Below are 18,695 nucleotides of genomic sequence, written 5' to 3'. Positions count from 1 at the left end.
AAATCTTTATAAATGGTTAACAAAATGAATCGATCTTCTAAGTTACTGAATATTCAGCTAAGGATAGCTTCGAAGGATTTCATCAGAGTACTTATCTGCGCAACTACGAAGATCTTCCTCATTCTTAATTCCGTAACATTCTTGAGCTATTTTTATATTTCGCCCACAGTGGAAGCCACTATGCTCATCAGAGATACCTGTAACCTTCTTAATCCAACAAACAGAGTGGTATGCAAGAGAGTAAAGTGTTGCGTATTTGCCTTCCGCACAAAAGCCAAATGAAGCAGATACAATGGCAGCAATTTTTAGTTCTCCGTTAACATCAACAAAGACAGGTCCACCACTATCAATATAACAAGTATCTGTTTGCTTGTTTCTCATATCAATCTCGTTAAAGAAGACTTCAAAAATTGGAATTATGGCCTTTCTCTTTTGACCGTAAATAATATGAGCATGGGCAGAGTCCATTGGCATAAAGCCGATTTCGCCAGTATAACCAAATCCAACCGCTGTCGTAAGCTTTCCAGGAGCGATCTTATCTAGAATCTCTTTGGGATCAGTTAAAAGAGAGTAGAATTTCTTCACTCGAAGAGGAGCATCAGTTGTTAAGATAGCAAGATCAACTGTTTTCAAGCTGGCCAAGTCTGCTAGAGGTCCATTTGGATATTTGAATTTCAAGCTCGGATGAAGCTCCACTGCGGCCACACTATACTGAGCATCAAGGTTCTCTTTTGAAGAAGCCGCAGTCATAATTTTTCCTGCTCCAGTATAGATACGAATTGATTTGTAATTTTTATTCTCAAGACAATGAGCGGCAGTAAGGACATGAGTAGGCGTTAATGCCACTCCAGTACAAAATGGACGGCCAAGTCTAACGAGAGCAACGACACTCTGATACTCTCCTTTATTAACAGCTTCCCCCCCAACAATTGCAAAGCAAGAGCTGGCCAAAGCAATACATAATAACAAAAGAGTCTGAATCATGACACTTCATAGCATAATCAGAAGATAAAGACTAGAAAGGATTATGAGTTATTTTGCTGATTCATCTCATAGAAGGCGCGATAGAGGCCCGCAAGTTGTTGCTTTCTCTTGGCCAGATAGTTTTGGTCTAAAATTTGGGTGATTTCTTCAAAAATTTCGCGATGCACATCTGGGGCTTCATCAATTTTTGTATGCCCCTCAGGACGTAGGATATTAATCACATCAGTCGTCTTAAAATCACGAGCGACATTAGGGCCATCATTGAAAATAAAAGATCGATCTAGCATGAAATTAAGATTCTTTTTGACGTTCTTTGGAATGATATCATTATCAAAGCCAACTGAATCGAGTGTCACGAGCAAATCCACACTTCGAAATCCTGCTTCCGCACTATTTAAGCGATTAGCGAGGTTAACAACAGCGTCCCCTCCTAAAGAATGACCTACGAGAATAATTGGCTGATCCTTTGGCCTTCTTAAAACTTCTTCCAAAACCTTATCTTCATCACTCCAACTGACAAACTCGCCATCACTAAATGACTTGGCGATATCCTCAAGTCCACCTTTAGAACTTAGTGTTGAAAGATGAAGTCCCTCTAAAAAGAAAATTGCAGGCTTATTTATTGGAAGTAACTCCTTAATTGGACTAACTTCTTTTACTTCACTAGCTTCTTCAGGTGTATTAACAGCAGACTTTGCAACTGTTGTCACAGCATCTACGGCCAACTTCTTTCCGGCTTGAGCAATTGCAAGAGCATCTGTTGAGATTGAAGCCTTAGCAGCGGCTTCGGCAACCTTGGCAGTTTTCTCCACAACTTTCGTTGCGTTTTTGACAAGCTTTTCAGGGACAGGGGCCTCGCTTTTAACACCACTTTCATAATCCGCTTTGGATTTGTAGTGAATAATATTTGATGGCATTTTTGAACTTGTTTGCATTAGTAAAATTATAGCCTGTTCAGCTATTTTTTGGGCAGTGAGCAAAAACGTCGCATCCTCCTAGAAATATGTGCTTTCGGTAGGCAATCTCTCTCGATTGTGGCATATTACAGTGGTATTTTTTTTAATAATTAAGCACAGGAGTCAGGTATGTCTGGAAAGATCCGCGTTGGTATTAATGGTATGGGCCGTATTGGTCGTACAGTTCTTAGAGAAATTTTTAACCGCAACATTGAAAACTTAGAAGTCGTTGCTGTTAACTCACCAGGTGATATCCACGACTACGTTCACCTTATCAAATACGATTCAGTATTTGGTCGTTTCAATGGTGAAGTAAGTGTAGATGAATCACACAAAATGCACATTAACGGAAAAGAGATTTCTTTTCACAAGTATAGAGACCCAAGTGAAATTCCTTGGACACAAGATAAAGTTGATATCGTAATCGATGCAACAGGTGTTTTCAAAGATCAAAAATCACTAATGAAGCACGTAACAGGAACTGTTAAAAAAGTTATTCTATGTTGTCCAGGTAAAGACGTTGATAACACAATTGTAATGGGAATCAACGAAAACACTTATGATGCTCAAAAACACACAGTTGTTTCAAATGCATCTTGTACAACTAACTGTCTTTCACCAGTTGCAAAAGTACTAAACGATAAGTTTGGTGTAATCAACGGTCACATGACTACTGTTCACTCTTACACTGGTGACCAGTGTCTTCTAGATGCTTCACACTCAGACCTTCGTCGTGCTCGTGCAGCAGCAGTATCAATGGTTCCAACAACAACAGGTGCAGCAAAAGCTGTTGGTCTAGTTATTCCTGAACTTAAAGGAAAGCTAGATGGTTTCGCAATTCGCGTTCCAACTCCAAACGTTTCTCTTGTTGACCTAACTGTAAATGTTGAAACAGAAGTTACTGAAGAAGAAGTAAACGCAGCTCTAAAAGAAGCAAGTGAAACAACTCTAAAAGGTATTCTTGGTTTTGAAAAACAACCACTAGTATCTGTTGATTACATGGGTATGAGAGAGTCTTCATGTGTAGACGCTGATCTAACAAAAGTAATTGATGGAAAGAGTGTAAAAGTTGTTACTTGGTATGATAACGAAGCAGGTTTCTCTAACCGTGTTATCGACCTTGCAGGTTTCATCGGTAGCCAACTTTAATAAAAAAAATTAGGAAAAACTATGGCATTACAATTTATTGACAGCATTGATGATTCAAAAATCAAAGACAAGAAAGTTCTTGTTCGTTTTGATTTCAATGTTCCTCTAGATAAAGAAACTAAAGAGATTACTGATACAACAAGAATTGATAATGCTCTTGAAACAATCAAGCTAATCCTAGACAAAGGAGCATCTAAGTTAATTATGATGTCTCACCTTGGACGTCCTAAAGGACAAGTAAACTCAGACTTCTCTCTTGAGCCTGTTGCAACTTACCTTGCAGATAAACTGGGTGAAGAAGTAACGTTAACTGAGTCATGTCTTGATCGCGGAATTAAAACTCTTCTAACTTTAAACTCAAATAAGATCATTCTTCTTGAAAACCTTCGTTTCCACAAAGAAGAAACTGAAAACGATCGTGAGTTTGCACGTAAACTTTCTGAGTATGCTGACATTTATGTTAACGATGCATTTGGAGCTGCTCATAGAAAACACGCTTCAACTTATGAAATTAATGCTTTCTTCAAAAACAAGGCCTATGCAGGACTTCTTATGAAGAAAGAAATCGAAGCTCTTTCAAAAATTACGCAAAGACCTGAGACACCATTTGTTGCAGTCGTTGGTGGTGCAAAAGTTAGTGACAAGATTAAAATCATTGAAAGACTTCTTTCAAGTGTTTCTAATCTTATTATTGGTGGAGCTATGGCCTACCCTTTCCTAAAAGCAAAAGGAAATGAGGTTGGAACTTCACTTTGCAGTGACGAAGATGTAAGCCTTGCTAAAAAGATTTTTTCTCAAAGTACGGCACATAAAATCATTCTTCCGATTGACCATATCGTTTCAAGTGAGTTTGGTGGAAAGCCGGAAGCAGTTGATAAAGTTGGTATCCCTGATGGAAAGATGGGTTTAGATATCGGTGAGCAAACAATTGCAAAGTACAGCTCTATTCTTCGTGAAGCAAAGACAATCCTTTGGAATGGACCAATGGGTATTTTTGAGAATGAAGATTATGCAAAAGGTACTTTTGCTATTGCTGAAGTTTTAAGCGAGTCAAATGCCTACACTCTTGTTGGTGGAGGTGATTCAGTAAGTGCAGTTAATAAGTCTGGTCTTGCGAATAAAATGAGTCATGTATCGACTGGCGGTGGCGCTTCTCTTGAGTTTATCGAGAAAGGTAGCCTTCCAGGTATTAGTGCTCTAAAATTTGGTGTTGAATAAATAAGTAATAATAAGGGATGTAAATATGACTGAGAGAACGAAGTATATCGTAGGAAACTGGAAGATGAATCAGAATACTGAAGACGTTATCGCCTTCTTTGATGCTATCGACAGCGCGAAACTTCGTCATGAAGCATGGATTGCTCCACAAGCAATCCACATCCCTATTTGTCTGCAAAATACTGATGATTTTAAAATTGGTGCTCAAAATTGTGCAACAGAAAATAGCGGTGCATTTACGGGAGAGATCTCACCTGCATCACTAAAAGATATCGGTGCACATTTTGTTATCATTGGACACTCTGAACGTCGCTCTATCTACAATGAGGACGATGCAACTTTAAATGCAAAAGCAAAGATTGCTCTGGCCAACGACCTAACAGTTATTTTCTGCATTGGTGAAACACTTGAGCAAAGAGAAGCCGGAAAAGTCGAAGAGGTTTTAGCAGAGCAGTTAAGTAAAGGTCTTGCTGATATTGACAGTGTAAACGTTATTATTGCTTACGAGCCAGTTTGGGCAATAGGAACAGGAGTAACAGCAACTCCAGAGCAAGCACAAGAAACTCATGCCTATATACGTCAGTATATAAATGATAATCTATCAATTGATGGAAATAAAACATCGATTCTCTATGGTGGATCAGTTAAGCCTTCAAATGTAGAAGACCTCCTATCATGCAAAGACATTGACGGAGGCCTTGTTGGTGGAGCTGCCCTACAAGCGGACAGCTACATGGGTCTGCACGCTTAATTAAAAGACGTGAACTTTCATTTCTTCAGTATCGTTACAACTTAGTTCCTTGTAGGTTTGAACATCATCGAATGATGGCAAACTTCCCCTTGGTAAGTATAGATTTTTAGTAACTCCTAAGACCGTTCCGTCGGGCTTAGCAAAGACACGCCAGTCTGTTCCCCATTCTGTTGAAAAATCAAACTCACCTAAATATTTTCTTTCTTCTCCAAAATAAATGAGACTATCCACATTAATTTTCATATCACGACGAGCAAACTCTGGGTGGTATGGTAGATAGAATTGAAATTCTTGGCGATCTCCAGCTTTTCCTGCCGGAAGAATTTTAAGAATACCTTGAGGGTTCGTAATAGCAACTTCCATCGAATCTTGAGTTAATGTACGAACACCTTTAACAAGATACCCATTCTCTTTTGCGCAATGAAAGTATTGATTAACTTTTAATAAATCCTCTCTTCCATAAAAATCGTGACGGAAAATAAGAGACTTCTTTTTTAAGAAGAATAGTCTTCTTTTTGTATATCCGAGTTGTCCAACCGATGCCTTTAGTGAAGTTCTAAGTCCTTTTCTAGCATCGATTTTCTCTGTAAAAGAATGAGTCTTTAGGTTTGGATTATAACGGTAATGTCCTTCACGTGAAATTTCATCTAAGATTCCCTGAGCATCACAACCAACGAGACCAAGGTAGCGAATATTAGGATGGACTGACTTAAATAGATCCTTAACATCCTTTCCGTTAATACTTAGGACAGCTCCCATATTATTTGAACCTGTCGTATTCTGACTTGTTCCTGCAGCATGAGACGCCCAAAAAACAGCGATATTATTTGGATTATGAAGTTGTCGGCGAAGCTCGTGAAAATCCACACTATGCTTTATGACAATATTGTAGCCTGATTTTTTAAAGTGCTTCTTGAAGATTTTTTCAAGTTTGGGGTCAATCTTCCAACCTTTTGGACGATACCAAACCTTTGGTGTTTCAAGTGAGGTTAATAAAACAACGTTTGGTTTCACATCCTGTGCATACGTGAAATGCGCAGAAACAAACGTTAAAACAGTAAGTGATAAAATAATTAAAGCTTTCATGCCACAAAAAGTAGCATAAAAAAATGAACAGTTAGGCCTAATTAAAGTTAAATTCGAATGTTAAAATTTACTAACAATTAAGCTTTCTACTGAATATCAACTCTTAATGAAACTGGGCAGTGATCTGAGATAAATCGCTGATACCATGAAAGATTCTCAAGTCTCTTTGTGTTTCGACTACTTCCACTACAAGCACGCCAAATTTCAACGTACTTTGTTTCAACTGTATTTGAGACATAGAAATGATCAAAAACATTTCCTGAGCCACCATTACGATAAGTATAATCATAGTCACTCGTTCTTCTTGTCACATTAATTGTATTAAATGCTTCACCTAAAACGACTAAGTCAGATTCTTTATCTTCATAGCGAGTATTTCTATAAGTATTAAGATCACCTGCAATGACTACAGGCAAATTAGCTTCACGGTATTCTAGTACTCTCTTATTTAAGTTATTAACTTGCTCTAAGCGTTCACTAATTCCATCTGGGCCAGCTTTTAAATGAAGACCAACTAAGTGAATAAGCGGCTGTTTTGAATAACGATCGATAACCTTTCCATAAAGAGCAGGTCTTAAAAACGGACGATTTTCTAATAAAGAGTAAGTAAAATCGTCATCACCTTTTTCAGGAACGATATCAAGTGACTTCTTTAAGCAAATCATTAAGTGCTGGTGATTAAATTGTTCATGACGATAAGAAACACAGTGGTGACCTAGGCCATCCATTAATTGTCCCAATCGTTCAGTGTCGATAACTTCTTGAAAAAGAAAAATATCTGTATTGATATACTTCGTGCTTAAAAATTCTTTGATAAAAGGATCACGATATTCGTCAGTTCTTTGACCAGAGATTTCTCCCCCCAGTCCGTACCAACGTAGATTGAATGTTGTAATTTTTAAACTACTCGCAAAGCTATTTCCAGAGATCGAAAATACCGCTGCAGCACAGGCCAGCCATGGCCAAAGTCTCTTAATTCTTCCCATATAAAAATGGTAAAGAAGGGATTACCGAAGGTCAAAAAAATTATCTATTTAAGTTACTGATATCACTTTGTGACCATCTTTTTTATTGAAATTATTTCTTATAACCTTCTCATTTTGCATCGCGTGGGATACACCATGCTCAAATCTGTAGGGAGACTCAATGAAAAAACTGCTATTTACGACATTAATTGCAAGTAATATCTTCGCTGGGACAAGCTTCTGGGCCCTCTTCTCACCACACCAAGGTGAAGAAGCATTTAATCAAATTTATACAGCAATCGAAGGCGCAAAAGAGAAAGTTTGGCTAACGGTATACAGCTGGTCAGACTCAACAGTAACAAAGAACCTTGAAGTTGCATGCCTTTCGGGTGTCGATGTAAAAGTTGTTCTTCACCCAAATTTAAAAAGTAGTTCTCGCGTAATTGATTATGCCAAATCAATTGAAGATGCCGGATGCGGTGTTAAATTCGCTTACAAAAAAATGCACGAGAAATTTTCAATCGTTGATGATAAATGGGCATTCAACTCTAGTGCTAACCTTTCAGGTGGTGCAAAATCTCGTTACTCTGAAAACTTTATTTTCAACAATGACTCTTCTGAAGAAGGTCGTACTACAATTAAAACTTTAAATCGAGAATTTAAGTTTCTTTGGAATTCAGGAAAAGATATCTACACTTCACAAGTTAGTGAAGAAAACCTAGCTTCACTTGATCTTCTAGATCTAAAGAATATTCCAAATGAAGAAGAGAATCCTTCATTCGTTTCAAGTTCAATGAACTTCACATACAAAGAGTACGCACCGAGCTCAAAAAGCTATAAGACAGGACGCTACTTGGGAATGTCTCCTAGGAAAGTAGCTGGTCAGAAAACTTGGTTAGTTCGCGATGCTATGATTAAGCTAATCAATGAATCTCAAAAGAATATTCTGGTTAATGTTAATCACCTTGTAATTAAAGATGTAGCAGATGCACTTTTGGACGCTGTTAAGCGAGGTGTTGATGTTAAGATCGTTGCCGACAATCAAGAATATAAAACAAGCACAAAATCAAAAGAGATGACTCCTTACTTTGTTTACAATTGGAAGAAGCTTCCAGGTAATAAGAATAAGGTCGCACCAGTAAGAATTAAGTACTACTCTCATGCACCATCTCCTCGTCACTGGGCCCTTAATCACCACAAGTACATGATCTTTGATTATGATGAGAGTGATTTCTCTAAGACAAAACTTATGAGTGGTTCATATAATATTTCAGAAACAGCGGAGCTTACTCAATTCGACAATATGTTCACGTATAAAGGTGAAGTATTTGCACAGCTTTTTAAGGACTTTAAAGGTGAATTCGATAATCTTTGGTTCTTAAATAGAGATGACAATGATAAGCCTTCTCAAGAAGCTTGGGATCGCGTCGCTAAACCGTACAACGGAAATATTTATCTTCACACAAAGATGCCTGTTTCCCTTACTTGGCCTGAAATCTATAAAGTAAGAAAGGCCGTTTCAAATGCAGCACCACTATTCTTTAAAAACGCTTACAAGAAACGTGACTGCTATCTTTTCAATCTAGAAAAGCAAATTTTCACTGGTTGTCCAAACTAAATAATTATCAAATCATAATTTTTTAACTCATCAGGTCATAGACAGTACTTGTCATGGCCTCGATGTGTTGATATAAATTGTTGTTAATTTATCTATTTATATTGAAAGGAAATAAATTATGGTTACTGGTTTAATGATTTTTCACGGTGTTGTTTCAGTACTTCTAATCATCGTAGTTCTTCTACAATTTGGTAAGGGTGCGGAAGCAGGTCTTCTAGGTGGTGCTTCAGAAGCCGTATTCACAGGTAGCCAACAAGGAAATATCCTAAGTAAAATTACAGTTGTACTTACTGTTCTTTTCCTAGGTAACTGTATTCTTCTTGCTAAGATTCAATCTGGTAAAGAGTCTAAATCACTACTTGATAGTGCAGCGCCAATCGCAGCTCCACTTAACTCTGATACAACAGCTCCAGCACAAACTGCTCCAGCGACTGAAGAAACAGCTCCTGCTGCAAAATAATTTCAAAGAAATTCTAAGAATATACAAAATAAAAAAGCTCCCTTCGGGAGCTTTTTTTATTTCTTCTTCATTAATTTTAAAATTGATTCTATTCCTAACTCTTGTGCATATTGGGCAACAGTCTTCCCGTTCGCATCTGGAATATTTGGATCGGCCTTCATTCCTAATAAAGCACGGACATTATCGAAGCGCTTATTCTTGATAGCAATGTGAAGAGGAGTATCACCTCTCTTATTCTTCTCATTTACATCAGCGCCTTTTTTAGCAATATAGTAACGAATTGATTCAGGTGTTGATTTCTTTGCCATAGCAAAGAGTGAAGCTGGCCTTCTCTTCTTGTGAACTAAGCTTACCTCTGGAACAGAAGCAATTCCACGTGACTTTCTTTTTTTAGCAGCTTCAGCGGCCTTGGCCTCTGCAACTAGTTGAGCTTCATTTTTAAACTTATCTTCAACAAAGCTTACTTCGTAGTCGCTAATAACAAATGAGCTATTTTCAATTTCATTAAGATTAATATCTTCAAGTTGCCAGTCTTTCTCTGTTTGCACAACTCGCTTAGGAGTGTCCCCCTTGATATCAAGTTTCTCTTCAGAGATCCCATAAAGGTCTGCAAGGTAACGATACTCAGCTTCCTCACTTTCAGTTAAAAGCATCTCATTACTTTCAACTTTGCTTAGAGGAAGAAGGCCCCCATGCTGCTCAAAAGAACCACATGAAGCAAGAACAACTAGAAATGTTAAAAATCTTAACTGACTCATCAACTCACTTATCGCCACGAAGTTAAGATTTCTTTAGTCGTTCTATGTTTACTTTAAAATTCAGGTATTTAGAAATAAATAAGGCCCGCAAAAGCAGGCCTTAGTCATATATAGAAATTTAAATTAATCTCTAGAATGGGATATCATCAGCTGTGAATGAAGCGTTCGATGAAATATCGTAACCTTGGTTCATATCATCGTGCTGAGGCATTTCTTGGTTAAATGAGTTGTTGTTATTAGACTGACCCATTGAAGCACCTTGACCAGCAGATGGAGCTGCTCCACCAAGGAATTGAATTGTTCTAGCATTGATTTCTGTTGTGTATCTCTTGTTACCGTCTTTGTCTTCCCAAGATCTTGTTTGAAGTTGACCTTCTAAGTAAGCTTGACGACCTTTTGCTAGGTATTGACCACATAATTCAGCAAGTTTTCCCCAAACAACAACTCTGTGCCATTCAGTTCTTTCTTGTTTTTGTCCGTTCTTATCTGTCCAAGACTCACCTGTTGCTAGTGAGAAGTTACATACAGCCATCCCAGATGGTGTGTACTTAAGTTCTGGATCTTGTCCTAAACGTCCTACTAAAATAACCTTGTTTACACTCATTTGTTCCTCCAATTTTCTTCGCGTATAGCTGAAACAATACTTAAGAATTCAGCTATAACCGCAAGGTTGAGTATTACCTGAATACATTACTACAATAATACGACTTTCCCCTATCGAGAAGTCATAAATAGCTATGCAAATACAAAAAAAAGGACAACTTGCGTCAAGAGCTTGAAATGATATTCATTAAAAATTGAAGGTTCTAAATTTTTTTAATACATGTCTGCAAAAGCTTGCTCAACATTCTCTGGAGCAATTTGAGCATGGCCACCTCTAGTCTGCCAAAACTCTTTTACTTTTGATTTCGCGATACGCACATCCTTCTTGTACCAAGCAGCATCAAAGCCACAGTGAGGACATGGAATTTCTTTTTTGAAGTTTAGTCTAAGCGCTGCTTCAAAGCCTGCCCAGAATAGAAAGAAAGAAAAGATTCCTGCAAAGCTAATAAATGGATAAAGTACACCAGTTGTTGCAACTGTAAGCATGAATACCTGAAGGTAGTTTTTTGCATTCATGTGAGGGTTTGTGACAACTGCCCTTTGAGTGCGACAAAGAGGACAGAAGAATTCAATATGCGCTTTCTTAAATTTGTAAGTACGCGTCTCTAATGGATTAAATGAATTCAATGTCTTCAATTATCGCCCTCCTAAGCATCGACAAAGTAAACATACTTCGACTCCTTAATTTTACCAATTTAGTCGCTGAGAATTAAGCAGGTAAAAAAGGTACCAGGCCCTGTTCTTATTCATCCGTGATTCGAACAAGACCATAAGCCTGGTAGAGATAAGTACTCACAAAAACAAGTACTTAAAGATGACCGAAAGGCCATGGTTAAGGTGGTTAGCCTTGCCTGCACAAACGTTCTACTCCAGGGATTAGGCACCATATCCTTGGTACCTATTTCTATTACAAGTTCAATGCCAACTTAACTCGGTGCAACTAACTAGAAATAGAAAGTGTTCATATCAATTGACGCATAAATGCCACTTTCGGTAGCATTAAGTTACCGGAAAAATAAGGCATTATGACACAACCACAACATTCACATTCGAAAAAATTAGTTAAGAACACGAAAGGCCAAATTAGTATCTTCTTTGGAGTTACACTTGTGGCAATCTTTTCATTCATCGCATTCGTGGTGAATGTTGGACTCTTCGTAAAGGCCAAGATCAATCTGCAAAATGCAGTTGATACTGCTGCCTGGTCGGGAGCCGCTTCTCAAGCTAGACAACTAACAAATATTGCTCACCTTAATTGGGAGATGAGAAATACTTATAAAGAGTGGATGTTTAAGTACTACGTTCTTGGCCAACTTGCGAATGAGAACACTCATGCTAACTCAACAACAACAATGAACTTTGCCTTGAAGCGCTTTGATGAAAGTGGATCTGACTTTAGTAGTGGTGTTAAGGGTGACCATTACAACGTTCCCTCTATTTGTCTTCACTTTGGCTCTGGTAATAACGAAAACCTTTGTACAATTTATCAAATCCCTGGTCTTCCTCGCTTTCACGTCGCAGGGATTCCAGATGTTAGTGAAGAATTTGAAAGAACAATGGATGCCTTTGTTAATTTAAAAGCAAAGAACTGTATGGTTCGTTCAACTTATAACTTTTCGGCCGCAAAGAATTACGCTTTTGCTGCCGGTGTTTCACAAAATGATGTTCCTATTGCAGCAGCAGATCGAACAGGTGCGTGGATTGAATCAATGGAGCTTGCTCTTAGAATTAGAAATCTTGAGATGATCGTAAACCGCCCACCTATTACACAAGGAATTTGTGGTGGTGGTTCTGCCACTGGTTGCGTTAACCCTGAGCAACTATTTATGGAGAATCAATCGACAGGAATTCCAATTAACGATCGACCACTGAAAGCCTATATGGCCGCGGCAAAAACTCTTGGTGGTGGAATTTTTAAAACAACATTCGACGGTGCATTTGCAAAGTCTTTAGTGCTTTATGAATTAGCTCCAAAGACGTTCACACCTTCACCACAATCTTTATCTAGTTTCCTAATCCCACAAGATGCCAGTTATAACGGCGGTGAACTAGTTGCTTCATCAAAGCGCTATCTTGATCTTGTACCGATGATTATGAATTTCACGACGTTCTTTACAACTTTTGCTCCTACAACTGAAGGTATTTCAACGATTGCAGTTCCTGATTCAAGCGGAACAGCTGCAGAAGCGTCATGTGCATCGACAAAGACTTCACTACCTGTACCTGGCTATATTCTAGGCTTCTATAAGAATCCAAAAGTTGTGACATATTATGCTGTTAAGGCCAAAGCTAAGTACCTTGGTTTACTTAATCCATTTTCGTTCCTAGAAAATAATGGCTTTATCGATATGGCAGCATATGCGGCAGCAAAGCCTTTTGGTGGCCGTATTGGGCCGGCCCTCGTTTCACCAACAGTTGGAAAAGATTATGCTGAATCGAGTTCAAATTCAGCCCGTATTGCAAATGCCTCTGGTTCAAGAAGTGCTAACTTCATTATGGGCTTTACAACAACTGGTGACCCAAGAACGACAGATGACCCTACTGATGGTGTAAAGATTCAGGGCCTACCACTACCGGCAACCTCAGACTTTTTTCTAGATGCTGCTGACACAACTGCTGCAATTGGTGGGATTCCATCAAATGTTGATGTGAAATTTACGATACCGAATATGATCTATAATTTGAATTCGCAAACGACTTCGGAATCAGACCTTCCAACCCTTGCCTACAATCCTAACCCAAGTAATATCACTGGCGAGAAAGCAGGGCTTTTCACAACAAAGCAATTTGTTGATTTAAGGGCAAATATTCCGAACTACACGGTAAATCAGGCCGGGGTGACAGCACAAAATCTTATCGAAGCTTTTCAAAATGTTCGTGCTCCGACAAATTATGATGTTCTCAATTACTTAGTTCCAACAGTTAACAGCTTAGAAACAGATATGACGGCCGATCACTTTCCATCAGTGCGCTATATTGATCCAGCGGCTAAAACTATTGGTTACTTTGCACCACTCTTCCACTCTACTTTACTTTATAAGGACAGGGAGGCCCTGACTGGTGTTCTAACTGATTATATTGATACTCTAAGTGATGCTGTTATCGTTTATCGCAAGGCCCTGGATTTCTATGCAACGAAAGTAAGAAATACTAGTGCTCAAGATCCTACGGCCTATATTGAAGCCTCAAAGGCAATCTTTGATCCAGATGTTGATGGCGACCCAACAACGACTACTGTTGCCCTCCCGATTCCGCAGTGCCAAAAACAAAGTATTGCCTCACGCTTCACTTACTTCATTCTAGGAAAGGATGAAGAAGCAAAGCCAGACAACTGTGAAACGATCCCACTATTAGGGGCCGTAAAGACGTATATTAACACTAAGGCTCAACAAACACAGTCTAACCTCTACTACATTACGACTTACCGCCAGAACAATGAAGCGAACCCTCCTTCACCGTCACTAAATAATAACTCCCTAAGGACGGCATATGCTCCTGGGAAAGATTATGGCGGGGAAAATAATGGACGTTCAGTAAATCCATTCACCAGTAAAAATAAGAATCATCGCCGTAACGCCTATTCAACAAAGCTTATTAGCCTAACATCGATTACAGATACTGCGTCAGGTTACGCGAAGAATGAATCAAATTACATGGAGTTTCAAGCAGGCTTCTCGCCAGAAGGTGAAACTCCAAGAAGCCCTGAAGATGTTAAGGCCACGGGAGATGTCATTTCTAACCCATTGCCAAGAACTGAACTGCAAGAATTTGGTTCGAATTTATACTTCTAATCACTTTACTTAAATTAACCAAGTCCCCTTTAAAATGGCCCTAAATGGGCCATTATAAATAAAAAAGAACTTGCGAAATTTTTAATTTCTTTTATATACTAAGGACGATTTATAACTTTTTCGCGAGGTATATATGGCAAAGAAGAAAGTAGCCAAAAAGACTGCAAAGAAAGCAACTAAAAAAGTAGCCAAAAAAACTGCAAAGAAAGCAACGAAGAAAGTTGCAAAAAAAGCAACAAAGAAAGCGGCAAAGAAAGTAACTAAAAAAACAACTAAGAAAGCTGCAAAAAAAGTAGCCAAAAAAACTGCAAAGAAAGCAACGAAGAAAGTTGCAAAAAAAGTAGCTAAAAAAACTGCAAAGAAGGCAACGAAGAAAGTTGCAAAAAAAGTAGCTAAAAAAACTGCAAAGAAGGCAACAAAGAAAGTTGCAAAAAAAGCGGCTAAAAAAGCGACAAAGAAAGCAGCAAAGAAAGTAGCCAAAAAAGCAGCAAAGAAAGTAGCCAAAAAAACAGCAAAGAAAGTTGCAAAAAAAGTTGCAAAAAAAGTTGCAAAGAAAGCAACAAAGAAAGTTGCAAAAAAAGCTGCAAAGAAAACGACAAAGAAAGCCGCTCCAAAAACGGCCAAAACAGTCGCTAAGAAAACTGTAAAAAAATCTGCCGATAACAAAGGTCTTTCTCGCGAAGAAGCAATTGCAAAATACAAAGAGAAGCACAAAGATGCTCTTGATTCTCAATTAGCAGACTCTCTAAAAGAATATGAATTAGAAGATAAGCTTGCAGTGGCAGAACAGTCAAAGCTTGAAACGATCGAAGAGACTGAAGATAGTGTAGGACTTGAAGCTGCGGAAGATTACAACGAGCCAGGACCAAACCTACAAGAAGAGTATAATCCTGATGATGAGCAAGATGAGAAAGATGACCTTAGCTTTGGCTGGGGATACAACGATGCATTTGACTCACCAGAAGAAGAAATCTCTACTGAAGAACTTGACGAAGATGAGAGATATGCACTTGGCCTTGACTCATCTGAGGAAGAAGACGAGGACGATTTTTACTAAAATCTATTGATATCGAATATAAATATAAGAAAAGCGGCTTTTGCCGCTTTTTCTATTTGGAACGAAATTATGAAACTAGAATTTTTTTACTATACAGGCTGCCCATTTTGCCATCGCGTTATGGATGTTATTGATCAATTAGGGATTAAGTTAACTTATTGCGATATAATGAATGACACATCGGCCCTAGAAAGGCATATTAATACTACAGGACGAAGAACTGTACCATGTCTCTATATCGATGATAAGCCGATGTTCGAATCTCAAGATATCATTAATTGGCTGATTGCGAATAAAGATAAGATTAATTAATTTTTGAGGAATTTTTAATGGAAGTAAGAGACCCGGTCCACGGATCAATTCATATTCTTAAAGAAGAAGAGCCAATCATTCGCGCGGACTTTTTCCAACGTCTTCGCAATATTAAGCAACTTGGATTTTCTGAATATATTTTCCCAGGTGCCACTCATACTCGCCTCATCCACTCGATCGGTGTAATGAAAGTTGGAGAAATGGCATTTGACCGTCTCTTCAAAAATCAAATCATCACAAAAGAACACTTAAGGATTAAAGAAACTTTCAAGCTTGCCTGCCTTCTGCATGACATTGGCCACGCGCCCTTAAGTCACTCGACAGAAGTCGTAATGCCAAAGCTTACTGATCTTAAAATACCTCAAGAGTATCTTCTTGATCGCGATAAAAATAGTGAGCGTCAAGCGACTCACGAAGATTATACAATCAAAGCTATCGCAGATAGCTCCCTTGCTCATAGCTTAAAAGAAGTTGAAAGAGTCTTTGGAGTTGAAAGAAAGTATATTGCTGACTTGATTCGCGGTGAAACTAGTGATCACGATTATTTTAAAATCGATGGAATTAGCTACTTCCCTCTTCTCCATCAATTAGTTTCAAGTGAACTTGACTGTGACCGCATGGACTATCTTCTAAGAGATAGTTACTTCTGCGGAGTTAGTTATGGTTCTTACGATCTTGACTGGCTTCTTGATAATCTTGAGCCTGCAATTATTGATGGCCAAGCTACACTTGGTATTTCAGAAAGAGCAGTTATTACTTTTGATGACTTCCTACTAAGTCGCTACCACATGTTCATCATGGTTTACTTCCACTACCGTGCAGTTTGCCTTGAAAAACTTTTACAACGTTATTTTAAAACTTCTCCATATGAATATTTAATCCCGGCAGATATTGAAAAATATATTGAGCACGACGATTATCACCTTATGAAGATTCTAAGACACTCAAATAATCCTTACGCAAAGGCCATTGTTAACAATCAAACGCCTGAAAAGATTTTTGAATCTTTCAACTCTTCACAATTGGCAACTCTTGAGAAGGTTCAAGCCTATCTAGAGTCTATCAATCTGGAAGTTATTCGCTCATCTTCAACTGGACGTTTATCTAAGTATTATGCAGCAGATAGACCAAAGGATAAGGGGCAATACACGATGAAAGTTGTAAGGAATTCAAAGATGGGTGGAATGACTGAATACTTCGATATTAACGAAGCAACTGATCTATTCCATAAATTTTCGAAGTCTCACGCAATTAATAGACTTCATTGTGACATGGACAAACTAAGCAAAGAGAATTTAGCAGAAATTAATAAAATTATTTCTTCAAATTAATCTTTGAATCTTTGGACTAGCCTCATGGGGCCCGTCTATAATAAATAGATATGAATAAGTTTTCACTTTATGTGCTATTAATTTTGCTTTATCTCGGTATATCGAAGAGTTTTTCTCCGTCTGAGAAGAGAACAATATTTGTTCCTAATGCGAATGCGTATGCAAACATATTTAAGGGCTCACCAATTTCAGTTATTCTTGAAAGAGAATTTTCTACTGGTGCTCTGATTAAGACTTATCACCATCGATACCAAATCATTCATGCCTTCAAAGCACCCCAAAGAATTAACGTCAGGATTTCTCGAGAGTTCTTCTTGGAGAATCAAAATAATATTGGGATGTCTTTATTTAGAAGATATGAAAATGATGAAAGCTCAACAGTCCCAATGCCTCCGGGTTCAATCTATATCGGCTCCCCTGCTTATGGAACATGGAGAACATCTGATTCAGGACAAAAAGTATGGCGCTTTCACCGCACCTACAAAAACTTTCCTCAAATCTTTCACTGGGGTGAATTCACTCCAACATATGACTTCTATCGCAGAATGATTGTCTTAGAAAAGGCAAGCTCTCCTTTCTATGGCCTAAACAATGAATTTGGGACAAACGGAACAGTGACTACGGCACACTATGCGTTCAAGAAAAAAAGTGAAAATAAAACAACACTAAAAGACATACTTAAGAAATATACAAGTTTACCTAAGTGGGAACAAAAGAATGAATGAGTTATACGATAAATTAATTATTCGAATTATTTTTGCACTAATTATTTGCTTTATTATTTATATTTATAAGCAAGCTCATTTAATTCTCTTTCCATCAATTAAACATCAAATTCTAAAGAAATTCTCTCCATCAAAAAACTCCACTGATACAATTCACCTATTTGGGAGAATTATTGGAATCGGAATAATTTATTCGAATATTGTAATAAATGTTTCAGATGGAATGTACTTTGCACTTGGACAATTATTTTTAGAGTCGATAATGGTAATCGCACTCTACCTAGCTTCACTGTATATTTTAGAAAGTATTGTTCTTTATAACTTTGAGTATGCTGATGAAATTTTACGTCGTAAAAACTATGCTTACGCTATTATATGTTTTTCTCACTCAATTTCTTTGGCCTATATTTTAAAAACTGTTATTAAGGTTTCAAATAGTTCTCTTATTATGACGCTTTTTCTATGGCTCTTCGCTGTGGTTCTCATTGGATTCTGTTCAAAGACATTTCAGATTATTTCAAAGCTCTCTTTTAATCGACTACTTGTGCAAAAAAGCTTGGCGGTTGCCATCTCATACATGGGATTTATTTTAGGGCTTTGTACGATTATTTCATCATCACTTGATCACTCTCTTCAAGATATTAAGTGGTACACGATTCAAGTTATTTTAAAAATCCTACTCTCTATTATTATCATTCCAATTATTCGTAAAGGCCTTATTTGGGTCTTCTCAATTCAAGATGATCTACAGATTAAGAAGGATGATACTGACGATTCAAACCTTAGTGTTGAACTTGGTTATGGTATTTATGAAGGTGCAATTCTCTTCACTTCATGCTTCTTAACAACGGTTATTACTGGGAATATCTATTACGGAAATTTTTACCCTCTCTTCTAAATAAGGGTACATTCCTTCATTCCACTTTTTATT

18 protein-coding genes are annotated in these 18,695 nt (G+C 37.8%); 11 read left to right on the top strand and 7 right to left on the bottom strand.

Annotated elements, in window-relative coordinates; all coding sequences use genetic code 11:
- Nucleotides 1-57: 57 nt before the first annotated feature.
- Entirely contained in the window at nt 58-984 is a 927-nt protein-coding gene (locus tag ABMA70_RS11920; RefSeq protein WP_392993305.1) for a S1 family peptidase, read from the bottom strand.
- Between the two features lie 41 nt (nt 985-1,025).
- Entirely contained in the window at nt 1,026-1,919 is an 894-nt protein-coding gene (locus tag ABMA70_RS11915; RefSeq protein ID WP_392993308.1) for a hypothetical protein, read from the bottom strand.
- A gap of 150 nt (nt 1,920-2,069) precedes the next feature.
- Between ABMA70_RS11915 and gap the strand changes: the two genes are divergently transcribed.
- Genes gap through tpiA form a run of 3 tightly spaced genes read left to right on the top strand, consistent with a single transcriptional unit; the run spans nt 2,070 to nt 5,058 of the window.
- The gene (gene gap, locus ABMA70_RS11910) at nt 2,070-3,089 is read left to right on the top strand and encodes a type I glyceraldehyde-3-phosphate dehydrogenase (protein ID WP_103217875.1); all 1,020 of its coding nucleotides are present in this window, start codon (nt 2,070-2,072) and stop codon (nt 3,087-3,089) included.
- A 21-nt stretch (nt 3,090-3,110) separates the two neighbouring features.
- Nucleotides 3,111-4,307, top strand: a complete 1,197-nt coding sequence (locus ABMA70_RS11905; protein WP_392993311.1) for a phosphoglycerate kinase — start codon at nt 3,111-3,113, stop codon at nt 4,305-4,307.
- A gap of 25 nt (nt 4,308-4,332) precedes the next feature.
- Nucleotides 4,333-5,058 (top strand): triose-phosphate isomerase, encoded by a 726-nt coding sequence (tpiA, locus tag ABMA70_RS11900; protein WP_392993314.1) that lies wholly within the window; start codon nt 4,333-4,335, stop codon nt 5,056-5,058.
- Here tpiA and ABMA70_RS11895 read toward each other — a convergent pair whose 3' ends face one another.
- Together ABMA70_RS11895 and ABMA70_RS11890 are read right to left on the bottom strand one after the other, a co-directional pair.
- The gene (locus ABMA70_RS11895; RefSeq protein ID WP_103217872.1) at nt 5,059-6,144 is read right to left on the bottom strand and encodes a hypothetical protein; all 1,086 of its coding nucleotides are present in this window, start codon (nt 6,142-6,144) and stop codon (nt 5,059-5,061) included. It lies immediately after the preceding gene.
- Between the two features lie 86 nt (nt 6,145-6,230).
- Nucleotides 6,231-7,130, bottom strand: a complete 900-nt coding sequence (locus ABMA70_RS11890; RefSeq protein WP_103217871.1) for an endonuclease/exonuclease/phosphatase family protein — start codon at nt 7,128-7,130, stop codon at nt 6,231-6,233.
- A 160-nt stretch (nt 7,131-7,290) separates the two neighbouring features.
- On the opposite strand from ABMA70_RS11890, the gene ABMA70_RS11885 reads away from it, so the two are divergent.
- Together ABMA70_RS11885 and secG are read left to right on the top strand one after the other, a co-directional pair.
- Entirely contained in the window at nt 7,291-8,727 is a 1,437-nt protein-coding gene (locus tag ABMA70_RS11885; RefSeq protein ID WP_392993317.1) for a phosphatidylserine/phosphatidylglycerophosphate/cardiolipin synthase family protein, read from the top strand.
- A gap of 118 nt (nt 8,728-8,845) precedes the next feature.
- On the top strand, nt 8,846-9,187 hold the full coding sequence (gene secG, locus ABMA70_RS11880; RefSeq protein WP_103217869.1) for a preprotein translocase subunit SecG: 342 nt from the start codon (nt 8,846-8,848) through the stop codon (nt 9,185-9,187).
- Between the two features lie 56 nt (nt 9,188-9,243).
- Here the strand turns inward: secG and ABMA70_RS11875 are convergent, their stop codons facing one another.
- The 3 genes from ABMA70_RS11875 to ABMA70_RS11865 all read right to left on the bottom strand — a co-directional run bounded on the left by ABMA70_RS11875 (nt 9,244) and on the right by ABMA70_RS11865 (nt 11,184).
- The gene (locus ABMA70_RS11875) at nt 9,244-9,945 is read right to left on the bottom strand and encodes an ankyrin repeat domain-containing protein (protein ID WP_392993320.1); all 702 of its coding nucleotides are present in this window, start codon (nt 9,943-9,945) and stop codon (nt 9,244-9,246) included.
- Nucleotides 9,946-10,075: 130 nt separating this feature from the next.
- The gene (locus ABMA70_RS11870) at nt 10,076-10,549 is read right to left on the bottom strand and encodes a single-stranded DNA-binding protein (RefSeq protein ID WP_103217867.1); all 474 of its coding nucleotides are present in this window, start codon (nt 10,547-10,549) and stop codon (nt 10,076-10,078) included.
- Between the two features lie 212 nt (nt 10,550-10,761).
- Nucleotides 10,762-11,184: a hypothetical protein gene (locus tag ABMA70_RS11865; RefSeq protein ID WP_103217866.1), complete on the bottom strand. Its 423-nt coding sequence runs from the start codon at nt 11,182-11,184 to the stop codon at nt 10,762-10,764.
- A 389-nt stretch (nt 11,185-11,573) separates the two neighbouring features.
- On the opposite strand from ABMA70_RS11865, the gene ABMA70_RS11860 reads away from it, so the two are divergent.
- The 6 genes from ABMA70_RS11860 to ABMA70_RS11835 all read left to right on the top strand — a co-directional run bounded on the left by ABMA70_RS11860 (nt 11,574) and on the right by ABMA70_RS11835 (nt 18,662).
- The gene (locus tag ABMA70_RS11860) at nt 11,574-14,339 is read left to right on the top strand and encodes a Tad domain-containing protein (RefSeq protein ID WP_103217865.1); all 2,766 of its coding nucleotides are present in this window, start codon (nt 11,574-11,576) and stop codon (nt 14,337-14,339) included.
- 133 nt (nt 14,340-14,472) lie between these two features.
- The gene (locus tag ABMA70_RS11855) at nt 14,473-15,396 is read left to right on the top strand and encodes a histone protein (RefSeq protein WP_392993323.1); all 924 of its coding nucleotides are present in this window, start codon (nt 14,473-14,475) and stop codon (nt 15,394-15,396) included.
- A 69-nt stretch (nt 15,397-15,465) separates the two neighbouring features.
- Nucleotides 15,466-15,708, top strand: coding sequence for a glutaredoxin (locus tag ABMA70_RS11850; RefSeq protein WP_103217863.1), 243 nt, complete (start codon nt 15,466-15,468; stop codon nt 15,706-15,708).
- Between the two features lie 17 nt (nt 15,709-15,725).
- A complete protein-coding gene (locus ABMA70_RS11845) occupies nt 15,726-17,039 on the top strand; it encodes an HD domain-containing protein (protein WP_103217862.1) in 1,314 nt (437 codons plus the stop codon).
- A 50-nt stretch (nt 17,040-17,089) separates the two neighbouring features.
- Nucleotides 17,090-17,764, top strand: coding sequence for a hypothetical protein (locus ABMA70_RS11840; protein WP_103217861.1), 675 nt, complete (start codon nt 17,090-17,092; stop codon nt 17,762-17,764).
- On the top strand, nt 17,757-18,662 hold the full coding sequence (locus tag ABMA70_RS11835; protein ID WP_392993328.1) for a hypothetical protein: 906 nt from the start codon (nt 17,757-17,759) through the stop codon (nt 18,660-18,662). Before ABMA70_RS11840 ends, ABMA70_RS11835 begins: the two co-directional genes overlap by 8 nt.
- Nucleotides 18,663-18,695: the final 33 nt, after the last annotated feature.

Origin of the sequence: Halobacteriovorax sp. XZX-3, assembly GCF_043196495.1 — a bacterium.
In the GTDB taxonomy this organism is placed as follows: Bacteria; Bdellovibrionota; Bacteriovoracia; order Bacteriovoracales; family Bacteriovoracaceae; genus Halobacteriovorax_A.
Note: the sequence above shows the minus strand (reverse complement) of the source record. Positions and strands in the feature narration are given on the sequence as shown.

Coding starts and splice junctions, on each gene's coding strand:
- ABMA70_RS11895 (WP_103217872.1), bottom strand. CDS start 6,144: ATGAAAGCTTTAATTATTTTATCACTTACTGTTTTAACGTTTGTTTCT.
- ABMA70_RS11920 (WP_392993305.1), bottom strand. CDS start 984: ATGATTCAGACTCTTTTGTTATTATGTATTGCTTTGGCCAGCTCTTGC.
- ABMA70_RS11875 (WP_392993320.1), bottom strand. CDS start 9,945: ATGAGTCAGTTAAGATTTTTAACATTTCTAGTTGTTCTTGCTTCATGT.
- ABMA70_RS11890 (WP_103217871.1), bottom strand. CDS start 7,130: ATGGGAAGAATTAAGAGACTTTGGCCATGGCTGGCCTGTGCTGCAGCG.
- ABMA70_RS11850 (WP_103217863.1), top strand. CDS start 15,466: ATGAAACTAGAATTTTTTTACTATACAGGCTGCCCATTTTGCCATCGC.
- gap (WP_103217875.1), top strand. CDS start 2,070: ATGTCTGGAAAGATCCGCGTTGGTATTAATGGTATGGGCCGTATTGGT.
- ABMA70_RS11860 (WP_103217865.1), top strand. CDS start 11,574: ATGACACAACCACAACATTCACATTCGAAAAAATTAGTTAAGAACACG.
- ABMA70_RS11855 (WP_392993323.1), top strand. CDS start 14,473: ATGGCAAAGAAGAAAGTAGCCAAAAAGACTGCAAAGAAAGCAACTAAA.
- ABMA70_RS11885 (WP_392993317.1), top strand. CDS start 7,291: ATGAAAAAACTGCTATTTACGACATTAATTGCAAGTAATATCTTCGCT.
- ABMA70_RS11870 (WP_103217867.1), bottom strand. CDS start 10,549: ATGAGTGTAAACAAGGTTATTTTAGTAGGACGTTTAGGACAAGATCCA.
- ABMA70_RS11835 (WP_392993328.1), top strand. CDS start 17,757: ATGAATGAGTTATACGATAAATTAATTATTCGAATTATTTTTGCACTA.
- ABMA70_RS11845 (WP_103217862.1), top strand. CDS start 15,726: ATGGAAGTAAGAGACCCGGTCCACGGATCAATTCATATTCTTAAAGAA.
- ABMA70_RS11840 (WP_103217861.1), top strand. CDS start 17,090: ATGAATAAGTTTTCACTTTATGTGCTATTAATTTTGCTTTATCTCGGT.
- ABMA70_RS11905 (WP_392993311.1), top strand. CDS start 3,111: ATGGCATTACAATTTATTGACAGCATTGATGATTCAAAAATCAAAGAC.
- secG (WP_103217869.1), top strand. CDS start 8,846: ATGGTTACTGGTTTAATGATTTTTCACGGTGTTGTTTCAGTACTTCTA.
- tpiA (WP_392993314.1), top strand. CDS start 4,333: ATGACTGAGAGAACGAAGTATATCGTAGGAAACTGGAAGATGAATCAG.
- ABMA70_RS11915 (WP_392993308.1), bottom strand. CDS start 1,919: ATGCAAACAAGTTCAAAAATGCCATCAAATATTATTCACTACAAATCC.